Source organism: Streptosporangium oxazolinicum, assembly GCF_039537505.1.
Taxonomy (GTDB): Bacteria; Actinomycetota; Actinomycetes; order Streptosporangiales; family Streptosporangiaceae; genus Streptosporangium; species Streptosporangium oxazolinicum.
In genome coordinates, this window is sequence record NZ_BAABAQ010000001.1 from 766,875 (window position 1) to 791,624 (window position 24,750).

23 protein-coding genes are annotated in these 24,750 nt (G+C 70.6%); 13 read left to right on the forward strand and 10 right to left on the reverse strand.

What is annotated here, in order from left to right; translation table 11 throughout:
• Positions 1–250: 250 nt before the first annotated feature.
• Together xylB and xylA are read right to left on the reverse strand one after the other, a co-directional pair.
• Positions 251–1,633, reverse strand: a complete 1,383-nt coding sequence (gene xylB / locus ABD817_RS03590; protein WP_344914894.1) for a xylulokinase — start codon at positions 1,631–1,633, stop codon at positions 251–253.
• On the reverse strand, positions 1,630–2,781 hold the full coding sequence (gene xylA / locus ABD817_RS03595; RefSeq protein WP_344914896.1) for a xylose isomerase: 1,152 nt from the start codon (positions 2,779–2,781) through the stop codon (positions 1,630–1,632). The genes xylB and xylA overlap by 4 nt, the downstream gene beginning before the upstream one ends.
• A gap of 79 nt (positions 2,782–2,860) precedes the next feature.
• Between xylA and ABD817_RS03600 the strand changes: the two genes are divergently transcribed.
• Positions 2,861–4,015, forward strand: a complete 1,155-nt coding sequence (locus ABD817_RS03600) for an ROK family protein (RefSeq protein ID WP_344914898.1) — start codon at positions 2,861–2,863, stop codon at positions 4,013–4,015.
• A gap of 777 nt (positions 4,016–4,792) precedes the next feature.
• On the opposite strand, the gene ABD817_RS03605 is transcribed toward ABD817_RS03600, so the two are convergent.
• The 3 genes from ABD817_RS03605 to ABD817_RS03615 form a co-directional block, all read right to left on the reverse strand.
• Positions 4,793–5,122: a hypothetical protein gene (locus ABD817_RS03605; RefSeq protein WP_344914900.1), complete on the reverse strand. Its 330-nt coding sequence runs from the start codon at positions 5,120–5,122 to the stop codon at positions 4,793–4,795.
• Positions 5,123–5,470: 348 nt separating this feature from the next.
• Entirely contained in the window at positions 5,471–5,926 is a 456-nt protein-coding gene (locus ABD817_RS03610; protein ID WP_344914902.1) for a hypothetical protein, read from the reverse strand.
• Positions 5,923–6,594, reverse strand: coding sequence for a hypothetical protein (locus ABD817_RS03615; protein WP_344914904.1), 672 nt, complete (start codon positions 6,592–6,594; stop codon positions 5,923–5,925). Before ABD817_RS03615 ends, ABD817_RS03610 begins: the two co-directional genes overlap by 4 nt.
• A 172-nt stretch (positions 6,595–6,766) precedes the next feature.
• Here ABD817_RS03615 and ABD817_RS03620 point away from each other — a divergent pair, with 172 nt between their 5' ends.
• From ABD817_RS03620 to ABD817_RS03640, 5 genes are all read left to right on the forward strand, one after another.
• A complete protein-coding gene (locus tag ABD817_RS03620; RefSeq protein ID WP_344914906.1) occupies positions 6,767–8,068 on the forward strand; it encodes a helix-turn-helix transcriptional regulator in 1,302 nt (433 codons plus the stop codon).
• Between the two features lie 284 nt (positions 8,069–8,352).
• Positions 8,353–8,916 carry a UTRA domain-containing protein gene (locus ABD817_RS03625; RefSeq protein WP_344914908.1) on the forward strand — a complete coding sequence of 188 codons (564 nt, stop codon included), beginning with the start codon at positions 8,353–8,355 and terminating at the stop codon, positions 8,914–8,916.
• Positions 8,917–8,920: 4 nt separating this feature from the next.
• The gene (locus ABD817_RS03630) at positions 8,921–9,652 is read left to right on the forward strand and encodes a PP2C family protein-serine/threonine phosphatase (RefSeq protein WP_344914910.1); all 732 of its coding nucleotides are present in this window, start codon (positions 8,921–8,923) and stop codon (positions 9,650–9,652) included.
• 28 nt (positions 9,653–9,680) lie between these two features.
• Entirely contained in the window at positions 9,681–9,974 is a 294-nt protein-coding gene (locus ABD817_RS03635) for a 4a-hydroxytetrahydrobiopterin dehydratase (RefSeq protein WP_344914912.1), read from the forward strand.
• 299 nt (positions 9,975–10,273) lie between these two features.
• Complete coding sequence (locus ABD817_RS03640) at positions 10,274–11,446, forward strand: serine hydrolase domain-containing protein (protein ID WP_344914914.1); 1,173 nt, start codon at positions 10,274–10,276, stop codon at positions 11,444–11,446.
• 26 nt (positions 11,447–11,472) lie between these two features.
• On the opposite strand, the gene ABD817_RS03645 is transcribed toward ABD817_RS03640, so the two are convergent.
• Complete coding sequence (locus ABD817_RS03645; protein WP_344914916.1) at positions 11,473–11,958, reverse strand: MarR family winged helix-turn-helix transcriptional regulator; 486 nt, start codon at positions 11,956–11,958, stop codon at positions 11,473–11,475.
• Between the two features lie 66 nt (positions 11,959–12,024).
• On the opposite strand from ABD817_RS03645, the gene ABD817_RS03650 reads away from it, so the two are divergent.
• A complete protein-coding gene (locus tag ABD817_RS03650) occupies positions 12,025–12,534 on the forward strand; it encodes a VOC family protein (RefSeq protein ID WP_344914918.1) in 510 nt (169 codons plus the stop codon).
• Between the two features lie 195 nt (positions 12,535–12,729).
• Here ABD817_RS03650 and ABD817_RS03655 read toward each other — a convergent pair whose 3' ends face one another.
• Both ABD817_RS03655 and ABD817_RS03660 read right to left on the reverse strand, forming a co-directional pair.
• Complete coding sequence (locus ABD817_RS03655; protein ID WP_344915602.1) at positions 12,730–13,692, reverse strand: asparaginase; 963 nt, start codon at positions 13,690–13,692, stop codon at positions 12,730–12,732.
• 291 nt (positions 13,693–13,983) lie between these two features.
• Positions 13,984–14,835, reverse strand: coding sequence for a hypothetical protein (locus ABD817_RS03660; RefSeq protein ID WP_344914920.1), 852 nt, complete (start codon positions 14,833–14,835; stop codon positions 13,984–13,986).
• Positions 14,836–15,078: 243 nt separating this feature from the next.
• On the opposite strand from ABD817_RS03660, the gene ABD817_RS03665 reads away from it, so the two are divergent.
• From ABD817_RS03665 to ABD817_RS03685, 5 genes are all read left to right on the forward strand, one after another.
• Positions 15,079–16,317 (forward strand): sensor histidine kinase, encoded by a 1,239-nt coding sequence (locus tag ABD817_RS03665; protein WP_344914922.1) that lies wholly within the window; start codon positions 15,079–15,081, stop codon positions 16,315–16,317.
• Complete coding sequence (locus ABD817_RS03670) at positions 16,308–16,949, forward strand: response regulator transcription factor (protein ID WP_344914924.1); 642 nt, start codon at positions 16,308–16,310, stop codon at positions 16,947–16,949. The genes ABD817_RS03665 and ABD817_RS03670 overlap by 10 nt, the downstream gene beginning before the upstream one ends.
• Before the next feature lie 4 nt (positions 16,950–16,953).
• Positions 16,954–17,979 carry a DUF4097 family beta strand repeat-containing protein gene (locus tag ABD817_RS03675; RefSeq protein ID WP_344914926.1) on the forward strand — a complete coding sequence of 342 codons (1,026 nt, stop codon included), beginning with the start codon at positions 16,954–16,956 and terminating at the stop codon, positions 17,977–17,979.
• A gap of 137 nt (positions 17,980–18,116) precedes the next feature.
• On the forward strand, positions 18,117–18,746 hold the full coding sequence (locus tag ABD817_RS03680; protein WP_344914928.1) for a TetR/AcrR family transcriptional regulator: 630 nt from the start codon (positions 18,117–18,119) through the stop codon (positions 18,744–18,746).
• Between the two features lie 292 nt (positions 18,747–19,038).
• On the forward strand, positions 19,039–21,450 hold the full coding sequence (locus ABD817_RS03685; RefSeq protein ID WP_344914930.1) for a GH1 family beta-glucosidase: 2,412 nt from the start codon (positions 19,039–19,041) through the stop codon (positions 21,448–21,450).
• Between the two features lie 82 nt (positions 21,451–21,532).
• Here ABD817_RS03685 and ABD817_RS03690 read toward each other — a convergent pair whose 3' ends face one another.
• Complete coding sequence (locus ABD817_RS03690; RefSeq protein ID WP_344914932.1) at positions 21,533–22,069, reverse strand: COG4315 family predicted lipoprotein; 537 nt, start codon at positions 22,067–22,069, stop codon at positions 21,533–21,535.
• 244 nt (positions 22,070–22,313) lie between these two features.
• Positions 22,314–23,138: a winged helix-turn-helix transcriptional regulator gene (locus ABD817_RS03695; protein WP_344914934.1), complete on the reverse strand. Its 825-nt coding sequence runs from the start codon at positions 23,136–23,138 to the stop codon at positions 22,314–22,316.
• A 134-nt stretch (positions 23,139–23,272) separates the two neighbouring features.
• On the opposite strand from ABD817_RS03695, the gene ABD817_RS03700 reads away from it, so the two are divergent.
• Entirely contained in the window at positions 23,273–24,697 is a 1,425-nt protein-coding gene (locus tag ABD817_RS03700; RefSeq protein ID WP_344914936.1) for an MFS transporter, read from the forward strand.
• Positions 24,698–24,750: the final 53 nt, after the last annotated feature.

Below are 24,750 nucleotides of genomic sequence, written 5' to 3' on the forward strand. Positions count from 1 at the left end.
GGCGTCCCTGAGACGGCCCGTCCCCGGATGGTTCGGGGGAGGCGGCCGATCATCCCGGTGAAGCGGCCGGTCATCCCGGTGAAGAACGCGGGCCCCGGCCCGTCCCGCGCCCCGGCGGGAGCGCGTGACGGGCCGGGGCCCATGCCCGGCGAGGGCGTGCCGCGAGAGGGTTCACGCGACCGCGTGCCGGTGTCCCGGTCCCGATGTCTCAGGCCCGATGTCCCGGTGCCGCTTGCTCAGGCCCGGTGTCTCAGCCGAGGCCGCGGACCTCGGCGTAGCGCGCCCTGACCTCCGGCGCGGGATCGGCCTCGTAGTGCTCGGCCTTGCCCGCCTCCCAGGCCGGGGGCTCGTCGCCGCCGAGCAGCCAGGCGGCCTGCCTCGCCGCCCCGTCCGCGACGTACTCCCCCGGCTCGGGGACGACCACCGGCCGTCCGAAGACCGCGGGGGCGATCCGCCGTACGGCCTCCGACCTGGCGCCTCCGCCGATGAGCAGCACCCTGGCCGGGTCGAGCCCGAGGGCGTCGAAGGCGTCGGCGAGATGGCAGAGCAGGCCCTCCACCGCCGCCCTGGCCAGGTGCGCCGGGGTGGAGGTGGCCAGCGTCAGCCCGTGCAGCGAGCCCGTGGCGGTGGGCAGGTTCGGGGTGCGCTCGCCCTCCAGGTAGGGGACGTGCACGAGCCCCCCGGCCCCCGAGGGCGCCTCCAGGGCGAGCCTGCCGAGCTCGTCGAGCCCGACCCCGAGCATCCGCGCGGCGGCGTCGAGCACCCTGGCGGCGTTGAGCGTGGCCACCAGCGGGAGGAACCGCCCCGTGGCGTCCGCGAACCCGGCCACGGAACCGCTCGGGTCGGCGCTCGGGCTCGCGGCGACCGCGAAGGCCGTCCCCGACGTCCCGATCGACACCACCACGTCCCCGGGCAGGGCGCCGACCCCGAGGGCCGCCGCCATGTTGTCGCCCGTGCCCGGCGCGAGCCGCACCGCGCCCGCGCCGGAGACACCGGCTGCGGGCCGCACCTCACCCGCGGGGTCGCGGGGACCCAGAACCTCGGGAAGGCCGGGTACGGCGCCGAAGGCCGTCTGGAGGAGGTCCGTCCGGTAGGTCCCGGTCGCGGGCGACCAGTAGCCGGTGCCCGACGCGTCGCCCCTGTCGGTGACGAACTCCCCGCCCAGCCGCCAGGTGAGCCAGTCGTGCGGCAGGCACACCCTCGCCGTGCGGCGGGCGGAGTCGGGCTCGTGCTCGGCCAGCCAGCGGAGCTTGGTCACCGTGAACGACGCGACCGGCACGCTGCCGACCGCCTCGGCCCAGACCTCCGGGCCGCCCAGCTCCTTCACCAGGTCGGCGGCGGCTCCGGCGGAACGGGTGTCGTTCCACAGCAGCGCCTTCCTGACGACGTCGCCGGACTCGTCCAGGCAGACCATGCCGTGCTGCTGCGCGCCGACGCTCATCGCCTCGACGCCGTCCAGCCCACCGGCCCGCGCGATCGCCTCCTGGAGCGCGTCCCACCAGGCCCCGGGATCGACCTCGGTGCCCTCGGGGTGGGGCGCGCGCCCCTGGCGGACCAGGGCGCCCGTGCGGGCGTCCCTGATCACCACCTTGCAGCTCTGGGTCGACGAGTCGACCCCGGCCACCAGTGTCATCCGCGGACTCCGAAGAGGTGGTCCATGGCGAGCTGGTTGAGGCGGGTGAAGTGGAAGCCGCGCGCGGCCACCGCGTCGAGGTCGAAGTCGTCGCGGTTGAGGTCGGCGATCGTCTCGCCGGGGGCGAGCGTGGGCTCGGAGAGCTCGGCGACCTTGCTCGCGGCGAGCGCCTCGGCGACCTCGGGGTCGGCGCGGAACGCCGCGACCTTCTCCTTCAGGATCAGGTACGTGCGCATGTTGGCCGCGGCGGAGACCCAGACGTCCTCGGAGTCCTCGGTGCGCAGCGGCTTGTAGTCGAAGTGCCTGGGGCCGTCGTAGCCGCCGTTCTCCAGCAGGTCGACCAGGAAGAAGGCGTTCTTCACGTCGCCGTGGCCGAAGATCAGGTCCTGGTCGTAGCGGGGGCCGTGCTGGCCGTTCAGGTCGATGTGGAAGAGCTTGCCGTGCCAGAGCGCCTGCGCGATGCCGTGCGCGAAGTTGAGCCCGGCCATCTCCTCGTGGCCCACCTCGGGGTTGAGGCCGACGCGCTCGGAGTGCTCCAGCTCGTTGATGAACGCGAGCGCGTGGCCGATCGTCGGGAGCAGGATGTCGCCCCGCGGCTCGTTCGGCTTGGGCTCGATGGCGAACCTGATGTCGTAGCCCTGCTCGATCACGTACGAGGTGAGCACGTCCATGCTCTCCTTGTAGCGGCTGAGCGCGGCCCTGATGTCCTTGGCGGCCCCGGACTCGGCGCCCTCGCGCCCGCCCCAGCAGACGTAGGTGGTCGCGCCGAGCTCGGCGGCGAGGTCCACGTTGCGGATGACCTTGCGCAGCGCGTAGCGGCGGACGTCGCGGTCGTTGCTGGTGAAGCCGCCGTCCTTGAAGACGGGGTGGGTGAACAGGTTCGTGGTGGCCATCGGAACCTTGAGCCCGGTCTCGGCCAGTGCCTTCTTGAGGTTCGCGACGGCCCTGTCACGGTCGGGCTCGACGGCGAGCAGGTCGTCGTCGTGGAAGGTGACGCCGTACGCGCCGAGCTCGGCGAGCCGGTGGACGCTCTCAGCCGGGTCCAACGGGGCCCGGGAGGCGTCCCCGAAGGGGTCTCGGGCCTGCCAGCCGACGGTCCACAGCCCGAAGGTGAAGCGGTCTTCGGGCTTGGGGGTGTAGGCGTTCATCTTCGTTCCTCCGATTTAATCCACTTTATGGACTTAATATGGATCGAGGTGGTGGGATCGTCAAGGGGGTGGATGTCTCATGACACAGGCCGTACGCCACGACTCGATGCGCGCCCGCAACCTCGGCGTGGTCCTCGGCGAGGTACGCAGGAGCGGTCCGATCACCCGTGCGGCGCTGGCCGAGATCACCGGGCTGACCAAGACCACGGTGTCGAAGATGGTCGGCGACCTGATCGAGGCGGGCATGGTCGCCGAGTCGGGCGCGCTCAGGGACGGCGAGCGGGGACGGCCCGGCACGGCCGTCGCGCTCAGCGGGCGGCGGGTCGCCGCGCTCGGCCTGGAGATCAACGTCGACTACCTGTCCGCCTGCGTGGTCGACCTCACCCTCGCGGTGCGGCTCAGATATACACAGGCTGTGGACAACCGTAGGGCCTCGCCTGTGGAAACCCTGTCTCACCTGGAAGAACTTGCCCACAGGGCTGTGGAGGAAGCGCGCGGGGAGGGCCTCTCCATCGCCGGATCGACCCTCGCGGTGCCCGGCCCCGTGGACGGAGGACTCGTCCACGCGGCCCCCAACCTCGGCTGGCACGACGTCCGCGTCTCCGACCTGCTGGGCTTCCCCGTCGAGCTGGACAACGAGGCCAACCTCGCGGCCCTGGGCGAGCTCTGGTTCGGCTCCGTACCCGGCGACTTCCTGCACGTGTCGGGGGAGATCGGCGTCGGCGCGGGCCTGGTGGTCGGCGGGACCCTGTTCCGCGGCGCCCGCGGCCTCGCCGGGGAGCTGGGACACGTGGTCGTCTCCCCCGACGGCCCGGCCTGCCGCTGCGGCGGCCGGGGGTGCCTGGAGCAGTACGCCGGGCAGGACGCGCTGCTGAGGGCCGCCGGACTCGCCGGGGTTCCCGAGTTGCTGGCGCACCTCCAGGCGGGCGAGCGGGGCTCCCTGGAAGCCTGTCAGCGCGCCGGACAGGCACTCGGCGTCGCCCTCACCTCGGCGGTGCACCTGATGGACCCGGGGACCATCGTGCTGGGCGGGGTGTTCGCCCCGCTGTTCCCGTGGATCCGGGATCCGGCGCACGAGACGATGACCTCCCGGCTGGGCGTGATGCGCCGCGCCGTCCCCGAACTCACCGTCTCGCGCCTCGGCGGCGACGCCGCCACCCTGGGCGCCGCCGGACAGGTCATCCACCGCGTCATCGCCAACCCCTGGAGCCACCTGGCCACGACACGACCCTGACCGCGCCGCCGCACCTCACTTGTCGCGACGGGAACGCTCTCATCCGGCTCGTACCTCGCGGCCCCTCCCCAGATCTCCTCAGGCAAGTCGTCGGCGCGGCTGGAGGATCGGCGGCGACGGTGTCATTAAGCGCGTGCCCGAGTCGGCCACTACGCACGACAAGCCGACTACGAACAGTGAAGATCGCCATCCACGGCTGAAGCACCAACCGCCGTGATCCTCAAGGCTGGCGACCGTCCACCGATTCCTTCGCCTCAGAGTCGGGCGCGGATGGTCAAAGGCGGGGCACAGAGAGACAAGGATTCGGCACCGTTTCGGAGGATGCTTAATTCAGAATTACCAAAGCAGCCCCAGGACAACGGAGAAGAAAATGAGAAAGAGCATTGCGAGAGCTGCAATAATTGCAACGTTCGCAGGAGCTTCACTCGCCGTCGCGGTAGCACCCGCATCCGCGGGTGCGAAGCCGAGCTGCGTATCGGTCAACGTGAAAAGCTTCAACAACATCACGATGACCAATAACTGCTCGACGAGTCATCGCTTGAAGGTCGTTTGGAACAATGCCCGAGACTCCGGGTGCTTCACCGTCGCCGTCGGCGCCTCGAAAGACGTGAACGCATACAACCAGCCCCTCGCCTCGTACGACAAGGTTGTTACCTGTTAGGACTTTTGAGGAATTCGGATCCTCAGCGGGCCTCGTTGGCGGCGTGGTGAGCGCGACCTTTGGTCGCGCCCGGGGACGGCGGCACGGGAGGTGGGATCGCCGTGCCGCCGCGTCGTTCAGGGAGGGTCTGCCGGTTCGACGTAGTGCCTCCCGAGTCGTCCGGCGAGTTGGCGTGCGACCTGCGGTGCGTCGCTCGCCGGGGCGTGGTCGGCGGGTTCTTCCATGTGGACGGGCCCCCATGCGAAGAACTCGCCCTTGCGGTCGGTCCACACAGTCAGGTCGGCGCTGATCACCAGGCGGGGTTCGCCTTCGTCGTAGGAGATCTCCGGGTAGATCCGGTGGGTGTGTAGCTCGACGCGCAGAAGCTGCAGGGCGGTGACGGCGGCCGACCGCCAGGTGGCCGCGTTGAGCCGTCCGCTCACTGGCGTGCCGTGAGGCGGGAACATGGCTGAGTCCCTTCGTGGGAGAGGCGTGGCCCTGGGACTCCTCCCGGTCGGCCTGGCGGCAGGCCGAGGGCGGGGAGGAGTTCCGGGGCCGCCGGGAGTGGCGGGCCCAGGCGACCGGCCGCACCGGGTGCGGGCGGCTGGTCGCCTGGGGGCCGGGTCCGCCACAGGTCGAGGTCTACCTGTTGCATGTGGTCCCACAGTTCGGCGGCGCTACTGGCGTGGAGGGTGCGGCACTGGGCCGGGTCGGTGCACTCCCATGCCTCGAACCGTCGGAAGCGCAGGCTCCAGATGACCCACCAGGTGGGTGCGTGTTCCTGTACCTGTTTGGCGGCGCGGGCCGCGTCGGCGTCAGCGCGGGACGACATGGTCGGCCGTGAGGGTGTCGGCCAGCAGCGGCAGTTCGCTTTCCAGGATGCTGGCGGCGGGACGGGTACGCAGGATCCGGTAGTGCTCGGCGAGCTGCTCGGCGGCGGCGGGCAGTGTCAGCGCGGAGCTGAGCACGGGTGCGCCGGAGTCGCTGAGTTCGGGGCCGGTCCACCAGAACCTCTCGCCGTCGGTGTAGGCCAGCAGCCCGTAGTAGAGGGACACGATGGCGTTGCCGGAGCGAAGCTCGTGCACGTCAGCCTCGATGCCGTACACCTCGCTGAGCACGAGGGTCAGGTCTCTGGCCCGCGTGACGGCCTGCCCCTCGGGCGGCTGCTCGATGGTCGGCTCGGTGACGGGCTGCGCGGCGGCGTTCGCCTGAAAAGCGTGACTGTCGCCGCGCCTGCTCATGGGGTTGCCCTGCGGCGGGGGCGCGTTCATGCCGCCGCCACCTGCCAGTAGGGCTGGTGCCGTCGGGGCGGAGGGGTGTCCGGGGAGTGGCCCCGGTCGGGGGCGACGGCGGGCCCCGGCCGGAGAGTCTGGTGATTGAGGGGGTTCGGCAGGAGGGTGAGCGGCGGCCAGGCGGCCTGCTGGCTCGTGCTCGGAGGCGTGCCGCCGTGCGCGCGGGCCGTGGTGCGGGCCCGGCGACGGGAGAGCGAATCACGGGCGAGCGTCAGGCGGGCCGCGCGGTTCTCCCGCGGTTCGACCGGGCGGGGCGTCGGGCGTCGGCTGTCGTCACGTCGAGTCGGCGCGGCGGCGGGCCGTACAGCCGGGCGGGGCATCCGCTTGGGCAGCGACTCCGCGGGCGCGGCCGGGGCCGACGCGGGCGACTCGGGGCGGCGCTGTGCGGGCACCAGGGGGATGGCTTCGACGGGTGCCTCGTCGGCGGTCGGCAGGAAGATGCCGAGGCGGCGGGCCTCCAGGCGGACGGCCATCAGCTCGGCCGACGGCTGCGCGTACTCGTGGTCGGCGGCCAGGCCGGGGCAGCCGTGCGCGTAGGGGGCGTGCCCGCAGACGGCGCAACCCATCGGCAGGGGTGGGCTTTCAGCGAAGCAGCCGCAGCCGTTCGCCGTGATCCGGCCGAGAACCGGAGCATTAGGGTTGTTCACGGGTCAGGAGTCCCTTCCTGATCGAGGGACCCGTCCGGCGTTGCGATCGCCTGGCGGGTCCCGCCTTTTCATGGGGACTCCATGAGAACGCTGCGTGATCGCATCACAACAGTGGATACTTTGGATGAGGGCGGATATCCCTCTGCATCCCCTGTGCCCTTGAGGTGCGCGCATGAATGATCTTCCTGTGTGGGCTGTCAGGTTGCGCCATGAGCGGCGGTCGCGGAAATGGTCCCCGAAGTATGTGGCCCGGCAACTGATCGATGCGGCAAGTGGTCGCATCCGGGCACATATGCCGACTCACGAATCGTTGGCCCGCATGGTCCGCACATGGGAGGCCGGTAAGCATCGGCCGAGCGAACCTTACCCGCAGCTGCTTGCGCAGATCTTCGGGGTCACCGAGGAAGAATTGTTCGCCGATCCACCGAATGCCACCGACTCAGGAGAAGCGCCCGAGGGTACTCTCAGCTGGAAGGCGCCGGATGGAGACAACGACATGGAACGCCGACGACTTTTGCAGATTGCCGCAGCCAGTGCCGGGATTGGGATCCTCGGCGTTTCCGGTGAGCCGGTTCGCCAGCTTCTCGACCTGTCCCTCAGCCACGATTTCCGCAGCGGCGAAGAATGGGAGATGTCCTGCGACGATCACCTGCACGCGCTTCGGACCCGGCCTCCCGCGCAGGTGGTGGCCGATCTCGTCATTGATTTGCACCTCCTGCGGCGGCAGATGGAGACATCCTCTCCCGCTGAGGTGACAGGGTTGCAACGGGTCTTGGCCGCACTCTCCGCTGTTCACGGCAACGCACTGACCCGGATGGGCGACCACGGGGCCGCTGTCCGCTGGTGGCACACGGCCCGTCACGCGGCCGACGCCTCCGGGGATCGGGAGGTGCGCCTGCTGGTCCGGGGCGAGGAGGCAGGCACGGGCCTCTACGGACAGCGCACGCCCGAAACGGTCCTCCGTCTTGTCCGAAACGCCGAGCGGATCGCCGGTGGACCCTCCGTCGACCTGCTGACCACACAGGCGAAGGCCCTCTCCATGCTCGGCAAACACGAGGAGGCGCGCGAGACACTGAACGCTCTCGTCGACCTGGCGGCGAAGGGCGCCACCGGAGACTCGATCGGCTTTTGGAAAGAGAACCAGATCTACTTCGCCGAGAGCTGGGTTCACGCCAGCGCGGGTGACGAAGACAAGGCGGCCACAGCTCGGGAGAATGTGCTCAGGCTGACCGGCGACTACCAGTACGGAGCCAACATCATGCTCCATGAGGCGCTCTGCACGGTCGTCAGGGGAGGCATCGACGAGGGGGTACGACGCGCGGCAACGGTGATCGACGCTCTTTCACCCGCCTATCGCAGCCGCTACATCCTGGAAACCGGGCAGATGCTGCTGCGTGCCGTACCTCATGACCAGCAGAACCGCCCGACTATCGGAGAGTTTCGTGAAGTTCTGGCCATCGAGGCCGCGACGTAGTTCCCAGCGGACGACTTCCACCGTACGGGTTCGATGACAAAAGACCTCTGCTTCGAGGGGCTTTGATACGAGCTGTTCGGTTATGCGATGTGCTCGATTCTGATCACCAGGGAGATGCCAAGCGCCCGGCCGAGGCGGCTGACGAGCGAATGCCTGAGCACCTGCCGTCCAGAAGCGTTCGATCAAGGGATGGGAAGAGGGAGACAGAAATCCATGAATGACGTCTTTCCTGTCCAATCGTTCGGCACGGCATGATGCGGCTGCGCAGACCGCGCGGAAACCTGGTGAAACGAAACGTCGCCACCGACGGTCCCGGCTATTCCTTCCCGTCGGCCTCCGCCCAGGAGGTCTGGAAGCACCACATTCCGCCGACCGCGTCCGTCGAGCCTCTGACCGATCCACGGATCGCGAAACTGCTGGGTGTTCCTGCGGGCAGTCCGGTGATGCGCCGGTTCCGGGTCACCGGCCCCGAGTCGGAGCCCCCGTTCCAGATCAACATCTCGTGGATCCACCCGCGCGGTGTCACCGACGCTCCCGAGGTCGATGCCCAGGCTCCCAGCCCAGGTGACTGGCTGTACCGGCTGGAGAGGGCGGGCCACTGGCCCATCAGCTGGATGGAGATCCACAGGGCGCGGATGCCGACCAGGGACGAGGCCGGTCTGCTGGAGATCCCCACCAGCCTGCCCGTACTGGAGATCGTGCGTGTGGGCACCTCCGGAGGCGACGGCCAGCCGATAGAGGTGACCGAGTACATCGTGGCCGGGGATCGCGTCGAAACCGTGCACGTTCTCCACCGCGACGAATCCGCACAGGCCCCATGGCCCGACGACACCGAGACAGGCGGATGAACGAATGCCCCTCACCGTCGAAGCCGCCGCCCGCACCCACATCGGGCTCGTACGCCGACGCAACGAGGACGCCGTCTACGCGGGCCGCCACCTGTTCGCCGTCGCTGACGGTCTCGGCGGCCACACCTCCGGCGATCTCGCCAGCACCACCGTGATCGAAGCCCTGCGGCCCCATGACCGCCAAGTCGACCCGGCGGATCTGTCCGCCGTTTTGGGGCGAGCGGTCTATGAGGCCAATCAGGCCCTACGGCGTAGGACCGAGATCGAACCCGAGCTGGCGGGCATGGGCACCACACTGGTGGCGCTGCTGTGGTCCGGGACGAGGGCGGTCCTGGCGAACGTGGGCGACTCCCGCGCCTACCTGCGACACGACACCGACGGGCCCTCGGAGATCGTCCAGATCACCGAGGACCACACCTACGGGAACCTGGTAGCCGACGCCGACAACGTGCCGAACCTGCCCGGACGCATCTCCCGCTTCCTCGACGGCCGGGCCGACGGCCGCTCCCCAGACCTCACCATCCGGGCACTCCACTCCGGCGACCGGTTCCTGCTGTGCTCAGACGGGCTGAGCTCGGCCGTTCCCAATGAGCTCATCCGAGACACTCTGCGCTCGTCGAACGATCCGGAGGAAGCAGTCGATCGCCTCGTCACACTGGCCATCGACCACGGCGGCCCCGACAACATCAGCGCGATCGTCATCGATGTAGCGGGTATCCGCGACAGCGATTCCTGAAGCGGGGATACCGATGCCTCCTCAGCCGTTGTCCGAAGAGCAGGTCGTCGCCCGTCTGGCCGAGTTACCGGGATGGGAGCGTGAAGGGCAGGTCATAGCCCGGACGTTCAAGCACACCTACCACGAGTGCGTCCACCTGGCCGTGTACGTCGCGGCCAAGGCCCGCGAGGTCGGCCACCACCCTGATATCCACATCACCTGGCAGCGGATCCGGTTCGCGATCACCACTCACGACGCCGGAAACCGCCTCACGGCCAAGGACTTCGAACTCGCCCGCCACATCGACGCGATCGCCACCGGCCACGGCGCCGAAGCGATCTGAACGCACGTCCGGAGCAAGAAAGGTCAGCGCCCCTCCCACGTCCGTCCTGTGAGCGCGTCCCCCAAGGTCACAACGGGTTCGAGGTAGGGAGGAGCGCGGCGCAGATCTCGCGGGTCATCGCCGACCCTTGGAGCCACCTGGCCACGGCACAGGCCTGACCGCGATGGCCGAACGGCCGATGGATGGGGAGAGGCTCTCGTCCGCAGGCATCACACCGGTATCGCCATCGCGGACGATCTTCCTCGCGACCCGCGCTCCTACGCTTCTGAGTGACCTGGAGAACGACGTACGGAGCAGAGATGACCGCAGTACTCGCCGGTGCGATGATCGCCGTGGTGATCGGTTCGGGGGGCGTGCAGCCGGTGGTGGCCGACAGGGCCGGAGCCTCGTTGCAGGCCGGGGTGGACGCCGTCCACCAGGCCGGCGCGGTCGGGGTGCTCGCCGAGACACGGGACGGGCACGGCCGGGCGGCGGCCCGGAACGGGGTCGCCGAACTGGGGAGCCGGACGCCCGTCCCGTGGAGCGGCTACTTCCGCATCGGGAGCACCACCAAGACCTTCACCGCGGTGGTCCTGCTGCAACTGGTCGGCGAGGGCAGGCTCAAGCTGACCGACACGGTGGAGCGCTGGCTGCCCGGTGTGGTCGACGGCAACGGGAACGACGGCCGCGGGATCGCCGTCAAGAACCTGCTGCGCCACACCAGCGGCCTCAACGACTGGAACGGCGAGGTGCCGATCGCCAAGGAGCCCACGCCGCGGAAGTATCTCGAAGAACGGTTCCGTCTCTACCGGCCGGAGCAGCAGGTGAGACTCGCGATGCGCAAACCGCCCATGTGGACCCCCGACCCCGGTGACCCCGCCGGGGAGAGGCGGTGGGCCTACTCCAACACCAACTACACGCTGGCGGGCATGGTCGTCGAGAAGGTGACGGGCAACCCGCTGGAGCACGAGGTGCACGAGCGGATCATCGCGCCCCTGGGGCTGCGGCACACCATGACCGGCGCCACGGCCTACGTGCCGCACCCCCATGCCCACGCCTACCTGCAGTTTCCCGGTCGCACCGACCTGACCGACACCACGGTCATGGCCGACGGCGGCTCCGGGGACGGGGGCATGGTCAGCACGACGGGTGACGTGACGACGTTCTTCCGCGCCCTGCTCTCCGGACGGCTGCTGCGCCCGTCGGAGCTGAACGAGATGAAGGACACCGTCCCGGCCGAGGACTACGACGGGACGCCCGGTACGCGGTACGGGCTCGGGCTGGCCTGGCGCCCGGTCCCGGGCTGCGCGGGCGGTGTCTGGAGCCACCACGGCAACTCTCCCGGCATGGGCTCACGCAACGGCGTGACCGGCGACGGCCGTAGGGCGATCGCGATGTTCATCTCCACGCAGCGGACCGACGAACGACAGCTCCGGCAGGACACGGCCGCTCGCGAGCTGATCGACGGCACGCTGTGCGGTGCGGGCTCCTGACCCGCGGCTCGCCGGGGACCGCGACGTCACGAGGGGATCGAGGGGGTCGAGGGGGTCGAGGGGGTCGAGGCGGGGAGGATGGCGGCGCAGATCTCTCTTAGTTGGCCGAGTTGGTCAGGGGTCAGGCGGTCGAACAGCGTCTGACGTACGGCCTCGACATGGCCGGGGGCGGCGGCGGTGAGGACCGCGAAACCCTGGTCGGTGAGGACGGCCCAGCTCACGCGCCTGTCGACGGCGCACGGCTCGCGCCGCACCCAGCCGCGCTCCTCCAGCCGTTTCACCGCGTGCGACAGGCGGCTCTGCGAGGAGCCGACCTCCGCCGCCAGCTCGCTCATCCGCATCGTGCGACCGGGCGCCTCGGAGAGCTTCACCAGCACGGCGTAGTAGGCGTGCGGCATGCCGGAGTCTCGCTGCAGCTGCCGGTCCAGCTCCTCCTGGACGAGCTGCGAGGCGGCCAGGAACGCGCGCCAGGTGCGCTGCTCGTCGTCGTCCAGCCATCGCGTCACGGCCACAGCTTACTTGAACTCTCAAGAAAGCAGGGGTAATCTACTTGAGAGTTCAAGCTTTTGGGAGGAACCATGCCGGTTCAGCGACTCAACCACGCCGTTCTCTTCGTACGCGACGTGGAGCGCAGCGTCGCGTTCTACCGGGAGGCCCTCGGCTTCAGGATGGTCATGGGCATGCCGCGTGCCGCGTTTCTTCAGGCTTCGGGGTCCAGCAACGACCACGACCTCGGCCTTTTCGAGATCGGCGCGCAGGCGGGCCCCTCGGGGGCCGGGCGCTCGACCGTCGGCCTCTACCACCTGGCCTGGGAGGTCGACACCCTCGCGGAGCTGGAGCGGATCGCCCTCAAGCTCGGCGAGCTCGACGCCCTCGTCGGCGCCTCCGACCACTCCACCACCAAGGCCCTGTACGCCAAGGACCCCGACGGGCTGGAGTTCGAGGTCTCCTGGCTGGTCCCCGCCGACCTTCTCACCGAGGAGGTGCTGAGCGGGCGCTCCGGCATCAAGCCCCTTGACATCGCCAAGGAGAAGGAGCGGTACGGCGCCGAGACCCGCGGTGGCCTCGGGGTCTCGATCCCCGTCTGATCGTTCCAAACGGCGCGGGGACCCGGACGGGGAGGAGGGGGTGATCCGGCGAAGGCCTCCCCAGCCCTCCGCCGGATCACGGACTCCACCGACGTGCCCGCACAGCTCGGGGATACTCCCCTTTTCGCAGTTTTTACCTATCCGTAAATCGTTTCACGAAGCGTCGGAGCCTGACCTCCCGGAGCTCTCGGAGTGTCAGAGCCTGCGGAACCAGTCGCGTACGGCGTCGATCCCGCCGGTCCCCAGGGCGACCATCAGCGCGCACCGCGCCTTCGCGGGCGCCAGGCCACGGGCCCCGATCGCCCCGACGTGCGCGGCGAGCCCCGCGCCGAAGCGCATCTCGTCGAGCGGGACCGCGTGGGTACGGCACCTCGACGCGACGACCACCGGGATCCCCCACTCCGTCAGCTCGGCGATCGTCGTGAAGAGCTCGACCGGCACGTTGCCCAGGCCGGTCCCCTCCAGGACGACGCCCTGGGCCCCGGCGTCCACGACGGCGGTGAGCAGCGCGGGGGCGATCCCCGGATAGGTCTTGATCAGGGCGATGTCCGACGCCGGGTCCCCCACGAACGCGGGCGGCCGGGGCGGCGGGGCGGACAGCGTCTCGACCCGGCCACCGGTCACCCGGCCCAGCACGGGGAAGGGGGCCGACGAGAACGCCGCGACGCTCGTGGCGTCGACCTTGGCGACCCAGCGGGCCGCGTGGATCTCGTCGTTGACGCACACGACGGCCCCGGCACCGCGCGACGAGCCGTCGGCGGCGGCGACGATGGAGGAGACGAGGTTGCGCGGGCCGTCCGGAGACAGCTCGTCCAGGGGGCGTACGGCGCCGGTCAGCACGATGGCGCCGCGCTCCGCCGCCCGGCCCGCGAGCAGGTCCACGAGGTACGCGGTCTCCTCCAGCGTGTCGGTGCCGTGAGTGATCACGACGCCGTCGAATCCACGGTCCAGGATCGCCAAGCGCGCCCTGCGGGCCAGTTCCAGCATGGTCGAGGGCGACATGTCCCAGCTGGGCTCCGCCATCACGTCCTCGACCACCACGTCCGCCGTGATCGCGCCCGGCGGGAGCGCCCGCAGGAGTTCGGTGCCGGACAGGACGCCTGGGCGGCCGGGGGCGTACGAGTGGGCGATGGTGTCACCGGTCGCCAGCAGCAGCACACGCTTCAAGGGGACGATCCCTCCGATGGGCCGCGTTCAGGTCGTCTCCATTTATAACCCAGGACTACCCCCATTGGGGTTATCTTTGGTGTCGCAGGCTGGGTACGGCCCGGCCGATGGGGGCGAGCGTTCCAGAGGTGGCGAAACACGGGTCGTCGAGCGCGTCGTCCCACTGGTTTTTCCGGTGACGGCGAGGTGGTCCTCCATGGCCGCCGATCAGAGGTTTCGGCGCCGCTTCCGGCTCTTCGATCAAAAGCCCCAGCTCTTCGGTCAAAAGCCCTGGCGCTCCGTTCAGGAGTTCCGGTACCGCTCCCGGTCCGGGGAGCGTGTCAGTTCTCCGGCGAGCCCGGCTCCGGGGTCGGCGAGCCCGTCGCTCCGGAAGAGCGCGTGGGCCGCCTCCCGCGTCCCGTCGTCCTGCCTCGCCCTCGTCACGAACTCCTCCGGGGTCTGCCCGAACAGGCGCCGCAGTTTCGCGGAGCGCGCCAGCAGGCGTCCGATCAGCTCCGGCTGGGGAACGAGACGCAGCGGCTCGCCCTCCTCGTCCACCAGGCATCCGTGTCTGCCCGCGTAGACGTGGCACGACGGAAGCGCCTCCCCGGAGGAGAGGGTGACGGGGAAGGAGTGCGGGGGCAACGGGAGCCGGAGGTAGTTCGGCTCGGTCGCGTCCAGCGCGGCGAGCTGGGTGTCGTCCACCCACACCACGAACAGGCGTGACGACCCCGGCGCCCTGATGGGCGCGGCGGGCAGGTAGGCGTTCCTGCTGACGTGCGCCGACACCCCCGGGGCGACGCCGTGCACGGTGGCCGGGGTGAGCGGGACGACGGGCCGGATCCCGGCGGCGGTGAACTTGCGGCGCAGCTGGCCCGGCGCGGCGTTGGACCCCACCGCGACCACCGGGTGGCGCGCCTCCAGCGGCCTCGCGCCGAGGCCCGCCAGGTGGTCGGCGAGCCGCGCGTCCCGGCTCCCGGACCCGACCCGCCAGCCACCGAGGGGACCGGCCTCCTCGGACATCGGCAGGAAGCGGTCGTCGGCCAGCAGGCCCGCCCCCGAGGGGAGACGGCCGGGGTAGGTCAGGGGCTTGGACATCGGGTCGTCGGCGAGAAGCCGGGGAAGATCGACAGTGCCGGGGAAGCCGGGGAGCATGGCCCGACCGGGAGGCGGTCGGCCTGTCGCCCACCCCGCGCCATGCCGTCCGACATGTTCGAGGGGGACCATCCCTCAAGGTTATGTGAAGGGGGCAAATGTCCCCGTACATCGTAAAAAGTGAGGTCGGACAGCCGCGTGGTCACCGCGACGCGGCTCGCGCCGGGGGGTGGGGTTTTCCCCACCTTTTTCCGGGATACCTCGCCCCTGTGTCCGGGCCGCCACGGTCCCTACGGTGGTCCTATGACCGCGATCGAGATGACCACCCCCTGGGAGAGGATCAGTGCCCACTGGTCCGCACGGGCCTGGCTCCGCACCGCGCACCTGGTGACGGGCGTGCCGGTCGCCCTGCTGGGCGCGGGGGTGATCTCGGCGCTGGTGGCGGCGTCGGTGTTGCTGGTGTGGACCGTGGTGGTCCCGGTGATCGCGCTGCTGCTGTTCTTCTGGGTCGTCCGGCTGCTCACCCTGGTGCAGCGGTCCCGGTTCGCCGCCTTCCTCGACGTCGACATCCTCCCGGTCCCGCGCCGTCCCCTGAGCATGAACCCGTTCAGGCGGCTGCTCCAGGAGGCCAGGACGCGGAGCACCTGGCGCCGGCTCGGATACCACCTGCTGGCCCCGCTGGTCAGCGGCGTCGGCGCCCTCTCCGTCGTCGGGGCGTGGGCGGGCGGCCTGGTCACCGCCGGGCTCGCCGTGCGGTACTGGGCGATGGAGGAGAGCTGGCGGAGCGTGGCGTTCGTCCTCGTCTCGGGGGCCCTGCTCGTCGCGGCGCCGTGGGTGGCCCGCGGGTTCGCGGTGCTGGACGTGATCGCCGCCGAGGCCCTGCTCGGCCCCAGCCTGAGCGACCAGCTGGTCCAGCGGGTCGAGACGCTGCGGGAGAGCCGTGCCGAGGTGGTGGACGCCGCGGACGCCGAGCGCCGCCGCATCGAGCGGGATCTGCACGACGGCACCCAGCAGCGGCTGGTGTCATTGGCGATGAACCTGGGCATGGCCCGCGCCACCCTCACCGACCTGCCGGAACCCGCGCGCGAGGTGATCGTCCAGGCGCACGAGGAGGCCAAGCAGGCCCTGAAGGAGCTGCGCGACTTCGTCCGGGGGCTGCACCCGGCCGTACTCAACGACCAGGGCCTGGACGCGGCGCTGTCCGGCCTCGCCGCGTCGGCCCCGTTCCCCGTACGGCTGAGCGTCGACATCTCCGAGCGGGTCTCCCCCACGGTCGAGGCGGTGGCGTTCTTCGTCGTGTCCGAGGCGCTGACCAACATCACCAAGCACGCGGGGGCGTCCGGCGCCGAGGTCACCGTCACCCGTCTCGGCGACCGCCTCCACGTGGCCGTCGGCGACGACGGCCACGGCGGCGCGGACCCGGACCGGGGGACCGGCCTGCGCGGCCTGTCCCGCCGGGTCGGCTCCGTGGACGGCATCCTGTACGTCGACAGCCCGCTCGGCGGGCCGACGACGATCAGAGTGGAGCTACCGTGCGCGTAGTGCTCGCCGAGGACTCCGTACTGCTGAGAGAGGGCCTCGTCCGCCTGCTCGGCTCGGCGGGCATCGAGGTCGTGGCCGCCGTGTCCGACGCGGAGGGACTGCTGCGCGCCGTGGATGAGCACGTCCCCGACCTCGTCGTCACCGACGTGCGAATGCCGCCCTCGCACACCGACGAGGGCCTGCGCGCGGCGCTCGTCCTGCGCCGCCAACGGCCGACGCTCGCGATCCTCGTGCTCTCCCAGTACGTCGAGGAGCGCTACGCCACCCAGCTGCTGTCCACCGCGACCAGCGGGGTCGGCTACCTGCTCAAGGACCGGGTGGCCGACGTCGAGGAGTTTCTCGACGCGCTGCGCCGGGTCGCCGCCGGAGGCACCGCCCTGGATCCCGAGGTCGTCGCCCAGCTGCTGCTGCGCAGGCACAGCGACCCGCTGGACCGGCTGACCCGCAGGGAGCACGAGGTGCTCTCACTGATCGCGGAGGGCCGCTCCAACACCGGGATCGCCGAGGCCCTGGTGGTGTCCGAGAGCGCGGTCGGCAAGCACATCAACAACATCTTCACCAAGCTCGACCTCTCCGGCGCCGACAAGGACCACCGCCGGGTACTCGCCGTCCTGCGATTCCTAAAGGTTTGAGGACATGCCGATACGAAACAACGCCCGGATCGCCTGGTTGATCGCCGGAGGGACGCTCACCGCGCTCGTCGTGGCCTTCACCGCCCTGGCGGTGTGGGTCGAGATCATGACGGTCCGCCGGAGCATGGAGACCACGATGCAGTCCCGGGCGCTCACCGCGCCGGGGATCGTCGTGGAGACCACGGGCTACGTCAACGTCTCGGTGGTGCCGGGCGCTCCGAAGCGGCTGGATCTGGAGCGGACGCTCTTCTGGACCCTGGACCGGCCGGTGGTCACCGAGGAGTGGGACGGGCGGACGCTCAGGCTCGACGTCCGCTGCCTCGGCGGCGACGGTCCCGGCGGTCCCGCCTGCCAGACCGACTACATCCTGCGCGTGCCCGCCGCCACCGACGTCGAGGCGGTGTCCCGCCGCCTCGGGACCGTGTCGGTGAGCGGGATCCAGGGCGACCTGGATCTCTCCACCACCGCCGGTGACGTGATCGTGGACGGCACGGGGGGCGCGCTGCGGGTGCGGGCGCAGACGGGGAACGTGATCGGCACCGGCCTCGGCACCACCGGGGCCGACGTCGAGACCGGCACGGGAGACGTCGAGCTGGGGTTCACGGCCCCGCCGGGCAACGTCAACGCCGTGGTGAGGGCGGCCGGGAACGTGAGGGTGATGGTGCCGGACGGGGAGCAGTACCAGGATGGCTACGACGTGCGGACCGGCACCGGGAATCCGGAGGGTCGCGACGTGCGGACCGGCACCGGGAACGCGATCGTCGAGGTGCGGCGAGACCCGGCCGCCCCACGGCGGATCACCGCCCTGACCGGGATGGGCGAGCTGAGCATTCTCCCGTCCCGAACCGCCGCTTCCCACCCCGCGAGTCCTATGAGTCCCGCGACTCCCGAAAGCCCCGAAAGCCCCGAAAGCCCCGAGAATCCTGCGAGTCCCGCGACTCCCGAGAACCCCGCGAGTCCCGAAAGCCCCGCGAGTCCCGCGCGCCCTGCGAGCTCCGTGAACTCCACGAGTCCCGCGTGGGCCCCGTGAACGCGACGCGGCGAGGAGCGTCCCCCGCCTCCCCGGCAGGGTGGGGTCGGGCAAGCGGAGCATTGCGCACACAGGTTTGACCAGTTCAAAACCAATGCCGGGGCGTCTCCGTCCGCGCGGAGGACTTGAATCGAGTCATGATTCCCGCCGACGACCCACAGAGCCGAGCGGTCATCGACATCGCGACGCGGCTCTTCGCGGCGTTCGGTTACGACGGCACGTCACTGCAGGGGATAGCGGAGGCGGCCGGGGAGGACCCGGCGTGGGTGCAACGGCGGTTCGGGAACAAACACGATCTCTACCTCGCCGTCATCGACCACGCCAGCCGGACGGAACGGGCGGTCGTGGAGGACGCGCTCAGCGCGCTCCCCGCCACCGACCCCGAGGGGGTCGCCGCCGCCATGTACAACCTCTCCGAGCGCTACCTGGAGTTCTGCCTCACCCACCCGCAGATCCCCGCGCTGTGGATGCACCGCTGGCTCGGCGACGCCGCCGACATCCCCGACCTGGAGCGGACCTACTCGGTCCCCCTCATCAACTTCACCCGCGACGCGCTGCGCTCCGCCGCCAGGGCCGGGCTGATCGACGACCAGGTGGACCTGGGTCTGATGGTGCGTACGCTGATCTGGAGCGTGTACGGGTTCCTGCACGGCGAGACGATCGCCGAGGGGGACCGCTCCGTCTCCTCCGACCCGCAGGCGCGGCAGCGCTTCCTGGCCCATCACCGCCAGCTGGTCGACCGCATGCTGAGACTCCCGGGCGGCTGATCCCGGGCGCCTGAGAAAGATCCTCTTCAGTTCCGGAACGAGTCTTCACTGACGGATTTCCTCCGAAATACCGTGACATGTCAACACTGCCGATGACATCGGTTACTGTGTCGCCGATCGTGAATGCGGGCGAGGTGGGAGCGCGCCCACGTACGTGGGGAAATCCCCTCGACGCCGGGCCGTAACCGTCTCATGATGTCGGTGGGATGCTTCCATCGACCGGGACGACGGCGACCCCGCCACCGCCCCGCGTGTCCTGGCAGTCGCGAGAACCAACGGGGGTTGTCGAAGGATGACCGCAACGACCATCTCGGCCAAGGGCGAGACCCTGGCCTTTCCCCAGGACTTCGTCTGGGGGGCGGCCACCGCCGCGTACCAGATCGAGGGCGCCGCGCGAGACGGAGGGCGCGGCCCGTCGATCTGGGACACCTTCTCCCACACGCCGGGAAGGATCGCCGACGGCCACACCGGTGACGTGGCCTGCGATCATTACCACCGCTACGCCGACGACGTCCGGATGATGGCGGAGCTGGGCCTGGGGGCCTACCGGTTCTCGGTGGCGTGGCCCAGGATCCAGCCGTCGGGCGCCGGGCCCGCCGTCGCCGACGGGCTCGACTTCTACGACCGGCTGGTGGACGAGCTGCTCGCGGCCGACATCTCCCCCTACGTGACGCTCTACCACTGGGACCTCCCCCAGGCGCTGGAGGATCGGGGCGGGTGGACCAACCGCGACACGGCCTACCGCTTCGCCGACTTCACGCGCATCGTGCACGACCGGCTCGGCGACCGCGTCGGGACGTGGATGACGATCAACGAGCCGTGGGTGTCCTCGGTGCTGGGGTACGGCATCGGCATCCACGCGCCGGGCCGCGCGTCGGCGGCGGAGGCCTTCCGCGCCGCCCACCACCTCCTGCTGGCCCACGGGCTGAGTGCCCAGGTGCTGCGCGACGCGGGCGCCCGCGAGATCGCCCTCACCCTGAACCTCACGCCGGTGATGACGCCCGGCCAGGTGAGCGACCCCGACCTCGTCCCGTCCGCCGAGGACTCCGAGGCGGTGAACCGGATCGACTGCCTCATCAACCGGCAGTTCCTCGACCCCGCCCTGCGCGGGAAGTATCCCGATCCGGTGCTCGCCATCATGGAGCGCATGGGCGGGGTCGACCACATCCGCGACGGCGACCTCGAAACGATCAACCAGCCCATCGACCTGCTCGGGATCAACTACTACACCCCCTGCGTCGTACGGTCCGAGCCGGGCGAGCCTGCCAACGCCGCCTACCCCGGCAGCGAGGACATCCTGTTCAGCGGCACCCACGCCCCGACGACGGCGATGGGCTGGGCGATCGTGCCCACCGGGCTCTCCCAGCTGCTCACCCGGCTCTCGCGCGACTACCCCGAGGTCGGCCTGCTCGTCACCGAGAACGGCGCCGCGTTCAACGACGTGGTGGCGGGCGACCGCGTGCACGACGCCGACAGGACCGCCTTCTTCGAGGGCCACCTGAGGGCCGCGCACGCCGCGATCGAGGCCGGTGCCGACCTGCGCGGCTTCCTGGTCTGGTCGCTGATGGACAACTTCGAGTGGGCCGAGGGCTACAACAAGCGCTTCGGGATCGTGCACGTCGACTTCGAGACGCAACAGCGGCTGCCCAAGGACAGCGCGCTGTGGTACCGCGAGGTGATCCGGCACAACGGGCTGCACCGCGAGCGCGCCAGGCGCCCCACCCTGGAGGCGGTCGCCGCCCGCGCGGGCGTGTCGAGATCGACCGTCTCCCGGGTGATCAACGGTGAGGGCACGGTCAGCGACGAGTTCCGCGCCATCGTCATGCACGCCGTCAACGAGCTGGGGTACGTCCCCAACTCGGCGGCCCGCAGCCTGGTGACCCGGCGCACCGACTCGATCGCGCTCGTCGTCTCCGGCTCCCCCACCGAGGCGCGCGCCGACGACCCGCTGTTCTCGGTGACCGTCCGCTCGGCCACCCGGGAGCTGGAGGAGTCGGGCAAGCGCGTCACCCTCATGCTCGCCGACTCGGCGGCCGGACGGCTCCGGGTGGAGCAGTACGCCGCCTCGGGACACGTCGACGGAGTGGTGCTCGTGTCGGCGCACGGCACCGACCCGCTGCCCGCCGCGCTGGCCCGTACGGGCATCCCCGTCGTGTCACTGGGCAGGCCCGCGGTGGCGACGCAGACCCCGTACGCCGACGTCGACAACGTGGGCGGCGCCGCCTCGGCGGTCAGGCACCTGCTCGCCCGGGGACGGCGGCGGATCGCCGCGATCGCCGGGCCCCCGGAAGCGGTCACCGCGCAGGAACGGCTCAGGGGATACCGCGAGGCGCTGCGCGACACCGGGCACCGGTCGATCATCGCCGTCGGCGACCTCACCCTCGCCTCGGGCGCGGACGCGATGCGCCAGCTCCTGCACGACGACCCGGTGCTCGACGCGGTCTTCGCGGCGGGCGACCTGATGGCGATCGGCGCCCTGCGGGTGCTGAGCGAGTCGGGGCGGCGGGTGCCCGACGACGTCGCGATCGCGGGGTTCGACGACATCGAGGCCGCCTCCTACGCCGTGCCCGCGCTCACCACGGTACGCGCGCCCAGGGAGGAGCAGGCGCGGGCGGCGGTGCGCCTGCTCCTCCGCCAGATCGACGGCGGCCCCGTGTCGTCGACGATCCTGCCCACGGAGCTGGTCATCCGGGAGTCCAGCTGACGCGTTGACCGCGAGCCGCGCCCGGCGAGGGCGAGGTCGTCCCCGGGTGCCGGGCGCGCGGCGGTTCGCGGGCCGGATCGGCTCAGTCGTGCACCCTCTTCCCGTTGGCGCCGACCGCGTACCACTCGGCGCCGAAGCCCTCGACGTCATTCCCCTTGACATCGCCCGGCTCGGTGTCCTTGGCGAAGTAGTAGAGGGGGTGGTCGTTGTAGGTCACCTGCGTCGTGCCGTCGTCTCGCTCGATGGTGCCGAGCAGCTTCTCCTTGACGCCCTCGCCCGCCTCCGGTTTCCCGTCCGTGACGTACGGCGGCCACGCCTGCGCGCAGTCGTCGGAACACGACGACTTCCCGTCCTTGTCCTTCTTGAAGAGGTAGAGCGTGCGCCCCTCCTCTCCGACCAGAACCTTTCCGATCTTCGTCTCACCCAGTTCGACCTTGGCCCTGGTCGCCGGTGAGGACGAGTCAGAGGGTTCTGGCGAGGCGGGGGTTTCCGGCGAGGTGGGCGACGCTTTGACCTGGTCCGCGACCATCGGCTCGGTCGTGCCCCCGTCGTCGGCGCCGCCGCATCCGGCTGTGAGCACGCCGAGCGCGAGCACACCGGCATGGAGCAACTTCCTCATCTCCGACCCTCCAGGTAACAGGTAAGCAGTGCCATTACTGCTGGACAGCAGACACGTTGCGGCACCGGTTGGAGAGCACGACACGGACCCCTTGGCCATGCCTTTGCCCGTCCTTGCGAGACCCGTCTCACGACCGTCCGTGAGCCGGGGGCCGAGAGCCGGGAGGCCGAGGTCGCGAGTCGGGCCGGGGACGAGGACCGTGCCGGGAGGAGGTCCGGAGGGCGGTGCCTTTTCGGGGAGAAGATCAGTCAGAGGTCCGGAGGGTGGCGCGGGAGCGGCGACGGTGTGCCCTCTGGCGGCACGCCGTGCCGCAGAACCGGGCGGGACGGCCCGTACGCGCGGCACGGATCGGGTCGCCGCACACCTCGCACCGCGAGAGGTCCGCGCCGGGACGGCCCTCCTCCCGCGACGACGCCGCGACCCGAGTTTCGTTACGTAGCGGCACCGAAGGTGGTGTTTCGTTACGTAGCGGTGACGCGAGCGGAGTTTCGTGACCGCGAATCGCCGCCGCCTCGCGTTCCGTGGCGCCCCGTGCCACCGCCCGCGCGCCGTCCCTCGTCACGGCGCCGTCTCTCGTCACGGCGCCCTCCCTCGTCACGGTGGCGGACCCGCCCCTCGCCGAAGGGGCGATCCCCGTCGCGGCCCGCGCGGTCTCCGTACGGGCGTCGTAGCCCGCGCGGGCGGCGGCGATCTCGTTCTGGTGCCGCTCCGTCCAGGTGACGAGCGACTGGATGGTGTCGTGCAGGGTCACGCCGAGGGGGGTGAGCTCGTAGTCCACCCGGGGCGGCACGACGGGGTGCACGGTGCGGCGCACCAGGCCGTCCCGCTCCAGATGGCGCAGGGTGACGGTGAGCATGCGCTGGCTGACGCCGTCGATCTCGCGGCTCAGCTCGGTGAAGCGGAGGGTGCGGCTGTCGAGGAGCGCGATGACGAGCAGGGACCACTTGTCCGCGACCCGGTCGAGAATCTGGCGGACCTCACAGTCCTCCCGGGTGTCCCACTGACGGGCGTCGTAGGCGTCGTCGGTATCGGGGCAGCAACCCGGTGACTTCGAAGTGCCTTCTTCCACGGTCATTGATGGTGCCGCATGATGCGACTACTTACAAGAGGGAACCGTAACGGCGCGAAAGACCCGGCCACGGTTCCCGCCTTTCTCCAAGGAGTCGTCTCGTGTCCACACCACTGTCCCCACCATCGGATCGCATGAGCGGGCGCGCCTGGGGCATGCTGCTCGTGCTGTGCGGTGCGATCTTCCTGGAGGGGATCGACGTGGCGATGCTGAACGTGGCCCTGCCGTCGATCCGCTCCGACCTGGACCTGAGCACGGGCGCGCTGAGCTGGGTGATGAGTTCGTACGTGCTCGGCTACGGCGGTTTCATGCTGCTGGGCGGGCGGGCCGCCGACCTGCTCGGCCGACGGCGGATGTTCCTGGTGTGGCTCGGCGTGTTCATCGTCTTCTCGGGCCTGGGCGGGTTCGCGACCGAGGGATGGATCCTCGTCGTCGCCCGTTTCGTGACGGGGGTGGCCGCCGCGTTCATGGCGCCCGCCGGTCTGTCCATCATCACGACGAACTTCGCCGAGGGCCCGCAGCGCAACAGGGCCCTCCTGGTCTACGCGGGTACGGCGGCGGCCGGTTTCTCCCTCGGCCTCGTCGTCGGCGGCCTGCTGTCCGAGATCAACTGGCGCTGGGTGTTCTTCGCCCCGGTGATCATGGCCTCCGCGATCCTCGTCGCCGCACTCCTCCTCATCCCGAGGGGCGACGATTCGCCCCCTCGGGCACGAGGGGGCTTCGACCTGGCCGGGGCGATCACCGTGACCGGGGCGATGATGGTGCTGGTGTTCGCGGTCGTCCGGCTGGAGGACCCCGCCGCGGGATGGGTCTGGACGGCCGGAGCCCTCGCCGTCGGGCTCGTGCTGCTCGCCGTCTTCACGGCGATCGAGCGGCGGTCGGCCTCGCCGCTGGTGCGCCTGGGCATCCTCCGCTCAAGGCCGCTGGTGCGCGCCAACCTCGGCGCGCTGCTGTTCGCGGGCTCCTTCTTCGGGTTCCAGTTCCTCGTCGTGCTCTACCTTCAGGAACTGCGCGGCTGGTCGTCGTTACAGGCGGCCCTCGCCCTGCTGGTGGTCGGCATCGACGCCATCCTGGCGCCGACCCTCACCCCGCGCCTGGTGAACCGCTTCGGCAACACCCGGGTGATCTTCGGTGGGCTGGGCCTCGCCGCCGTGGCCTACGCGCTGTTCCTGCCGATCGGCCTCGACTGGACGTACGCGGCGATGTTCCCGACCATGATCATTCTCGGGCTCGCCTTCTCCCTGGCGTACGGGCCGCTCACCATCGCCGCGACCGACGGCGTGGCCGAGGAGGAGCAGGGGCTCGCCGGTGGCCTGCTGTACACCTCGTTCCAGTTCGGCGCGGCGCTCGGCCTGTCGGCGGTGACCGCCGTGAACGTCGCCGCCACCGGGGCCGATGCGTCTCTCCTCACCGAACTCGACGGCTTCCGCGCGGCCCTGGTCATCCCGGTCGCGATGGCCGTCGCCGGAGCGGTCGTCATCGCGTTCGGCCTGCGGGGACGCGGCGGGCCCGGCGCGGGACTCCACCGGGGGACTCCGGTGGCCGCCGAGTCGCGGTAAGGCCAATTCCGGGGCGTCCGGGCCGGGAGCGGGGGCTCTGACGGGCCTCGGGA

Excerpts from the sequence above, each read along its gene's own strand:
- ABD817_RS03630 (WP_344914910.1), top strand. The coding sequence starts at position 8,921 with ATGCCCCTCACCGTCGAAGCCGCCGCCCGCACCCACATCGGGCTCGTA.
- ABD817_RS03620 (WP_344914906.1), top strand. The coding sequence starts at position 6,767 with ATGAATGATCTTCCTGTGTGGGCTGTCAGGTTGCGCCATGAGCGGCGG.
- ABD817_RS03660 (WP_344914920.1), bottom strand. The coding sequence starts at position 14,835 with ATGCTCCCCGGCTTCCCCGGCACTGTCGATCTTCCCCGGCTTCTCGCC.
- ABD817_RS03680 (WP_344914928.1), top strand. The coding sequence starts at position 18,117 with ATGATTCCCGCCGACGACCCACAGAGCCGAGCGGTCATCGACATCGCG.
- ABD817_RS03650 (WP_344914918.1), top strand. The coding sequence starts at position 12,025 with ATGCCGGTTCAGCGACTCAACCACGCCGTTCTCTTCGTACGCGACGTG.
- ABD817_RS03665 (WP_344914922.1), top strand. The coding sequence starts at position 15,079 with ATGACCGCGATCGAGATGACCACCCCCTGGGAGAGGATCAGTGCCCAC.
- ABD817_RS03700 (WP_344914936.1), top strand. The coding sequence starts at position 23,273 with ATGAGCGGGCGCGCCTGGGGCATGCTGCTCGTGCTGTGCGGTGCGATC.
- ABD817_RS03600 (WP_344914898.1), top strand. The coding sequence starts at position 2,861 with ATGACACAGGCCGTACGCCACGACTCGATGCGCGCCCGCAACCTCGGC.
- ABD817_RS03610 (WP_344914902.1), bottom strand. The coding sequence starts at position 5,926 with ATGAACGCGCCCCCGCCGCAGGGCAACCCCATGAGCAGGCGCGGCGAC.
- ABD817_RS03640 (WP_344914914.1), top strand. The coding sequence starts at position 10,274 with ATGACCGCAGTACTCGCCGGTGCGATGATCGCCGTGGTGATCGGTTCG.
- ABD817_RS03605 (WP_344914900.1), bottom strand. The coding sequence starts at position 5,122 with ATGTTCCCGCCTCACGGCACGCCAGTGAGCGGACGGCTCAACGCGGCC.
- ABD817_RS03685 (WP_344914930.1), top strand. The coding sequence starts at position 19,039 with ATGACCGCAACGACCATCTCGGCCAAGGGCGAGACCCTGGCCTTTCCC.
- xylA (WP_344914896.1), bottom strand. The coding sequence starts at position 2,781 with ATGAACGCCTACACCCCCAAGCCCGAAGACCGCTTCACCTTCGGGCTG.
- ABD817_RS03690 (WP_344914932.1), bottom strand. The coding sequence starts at position 22,069 with ATGAGGAAGTTGCTCCATGCCGGTGTGCTCGCGCTCGGCGTGCTCACA.
- ABD817_RS03675 (WP_344914926.1), top strand. The coding sequence starts at position 16,954 with ATGCCGATACGAAACAACGCCCGGATCGCCTGGTTGATCGCCGGAGGG.
- xylB (WP_344914894.1), bottom strand. The coding sequence starts at position 1,633 with ATGACACTGGTGGCCGGGGTCGACTCGTCGACCCAGAGCTGCAAGGTG.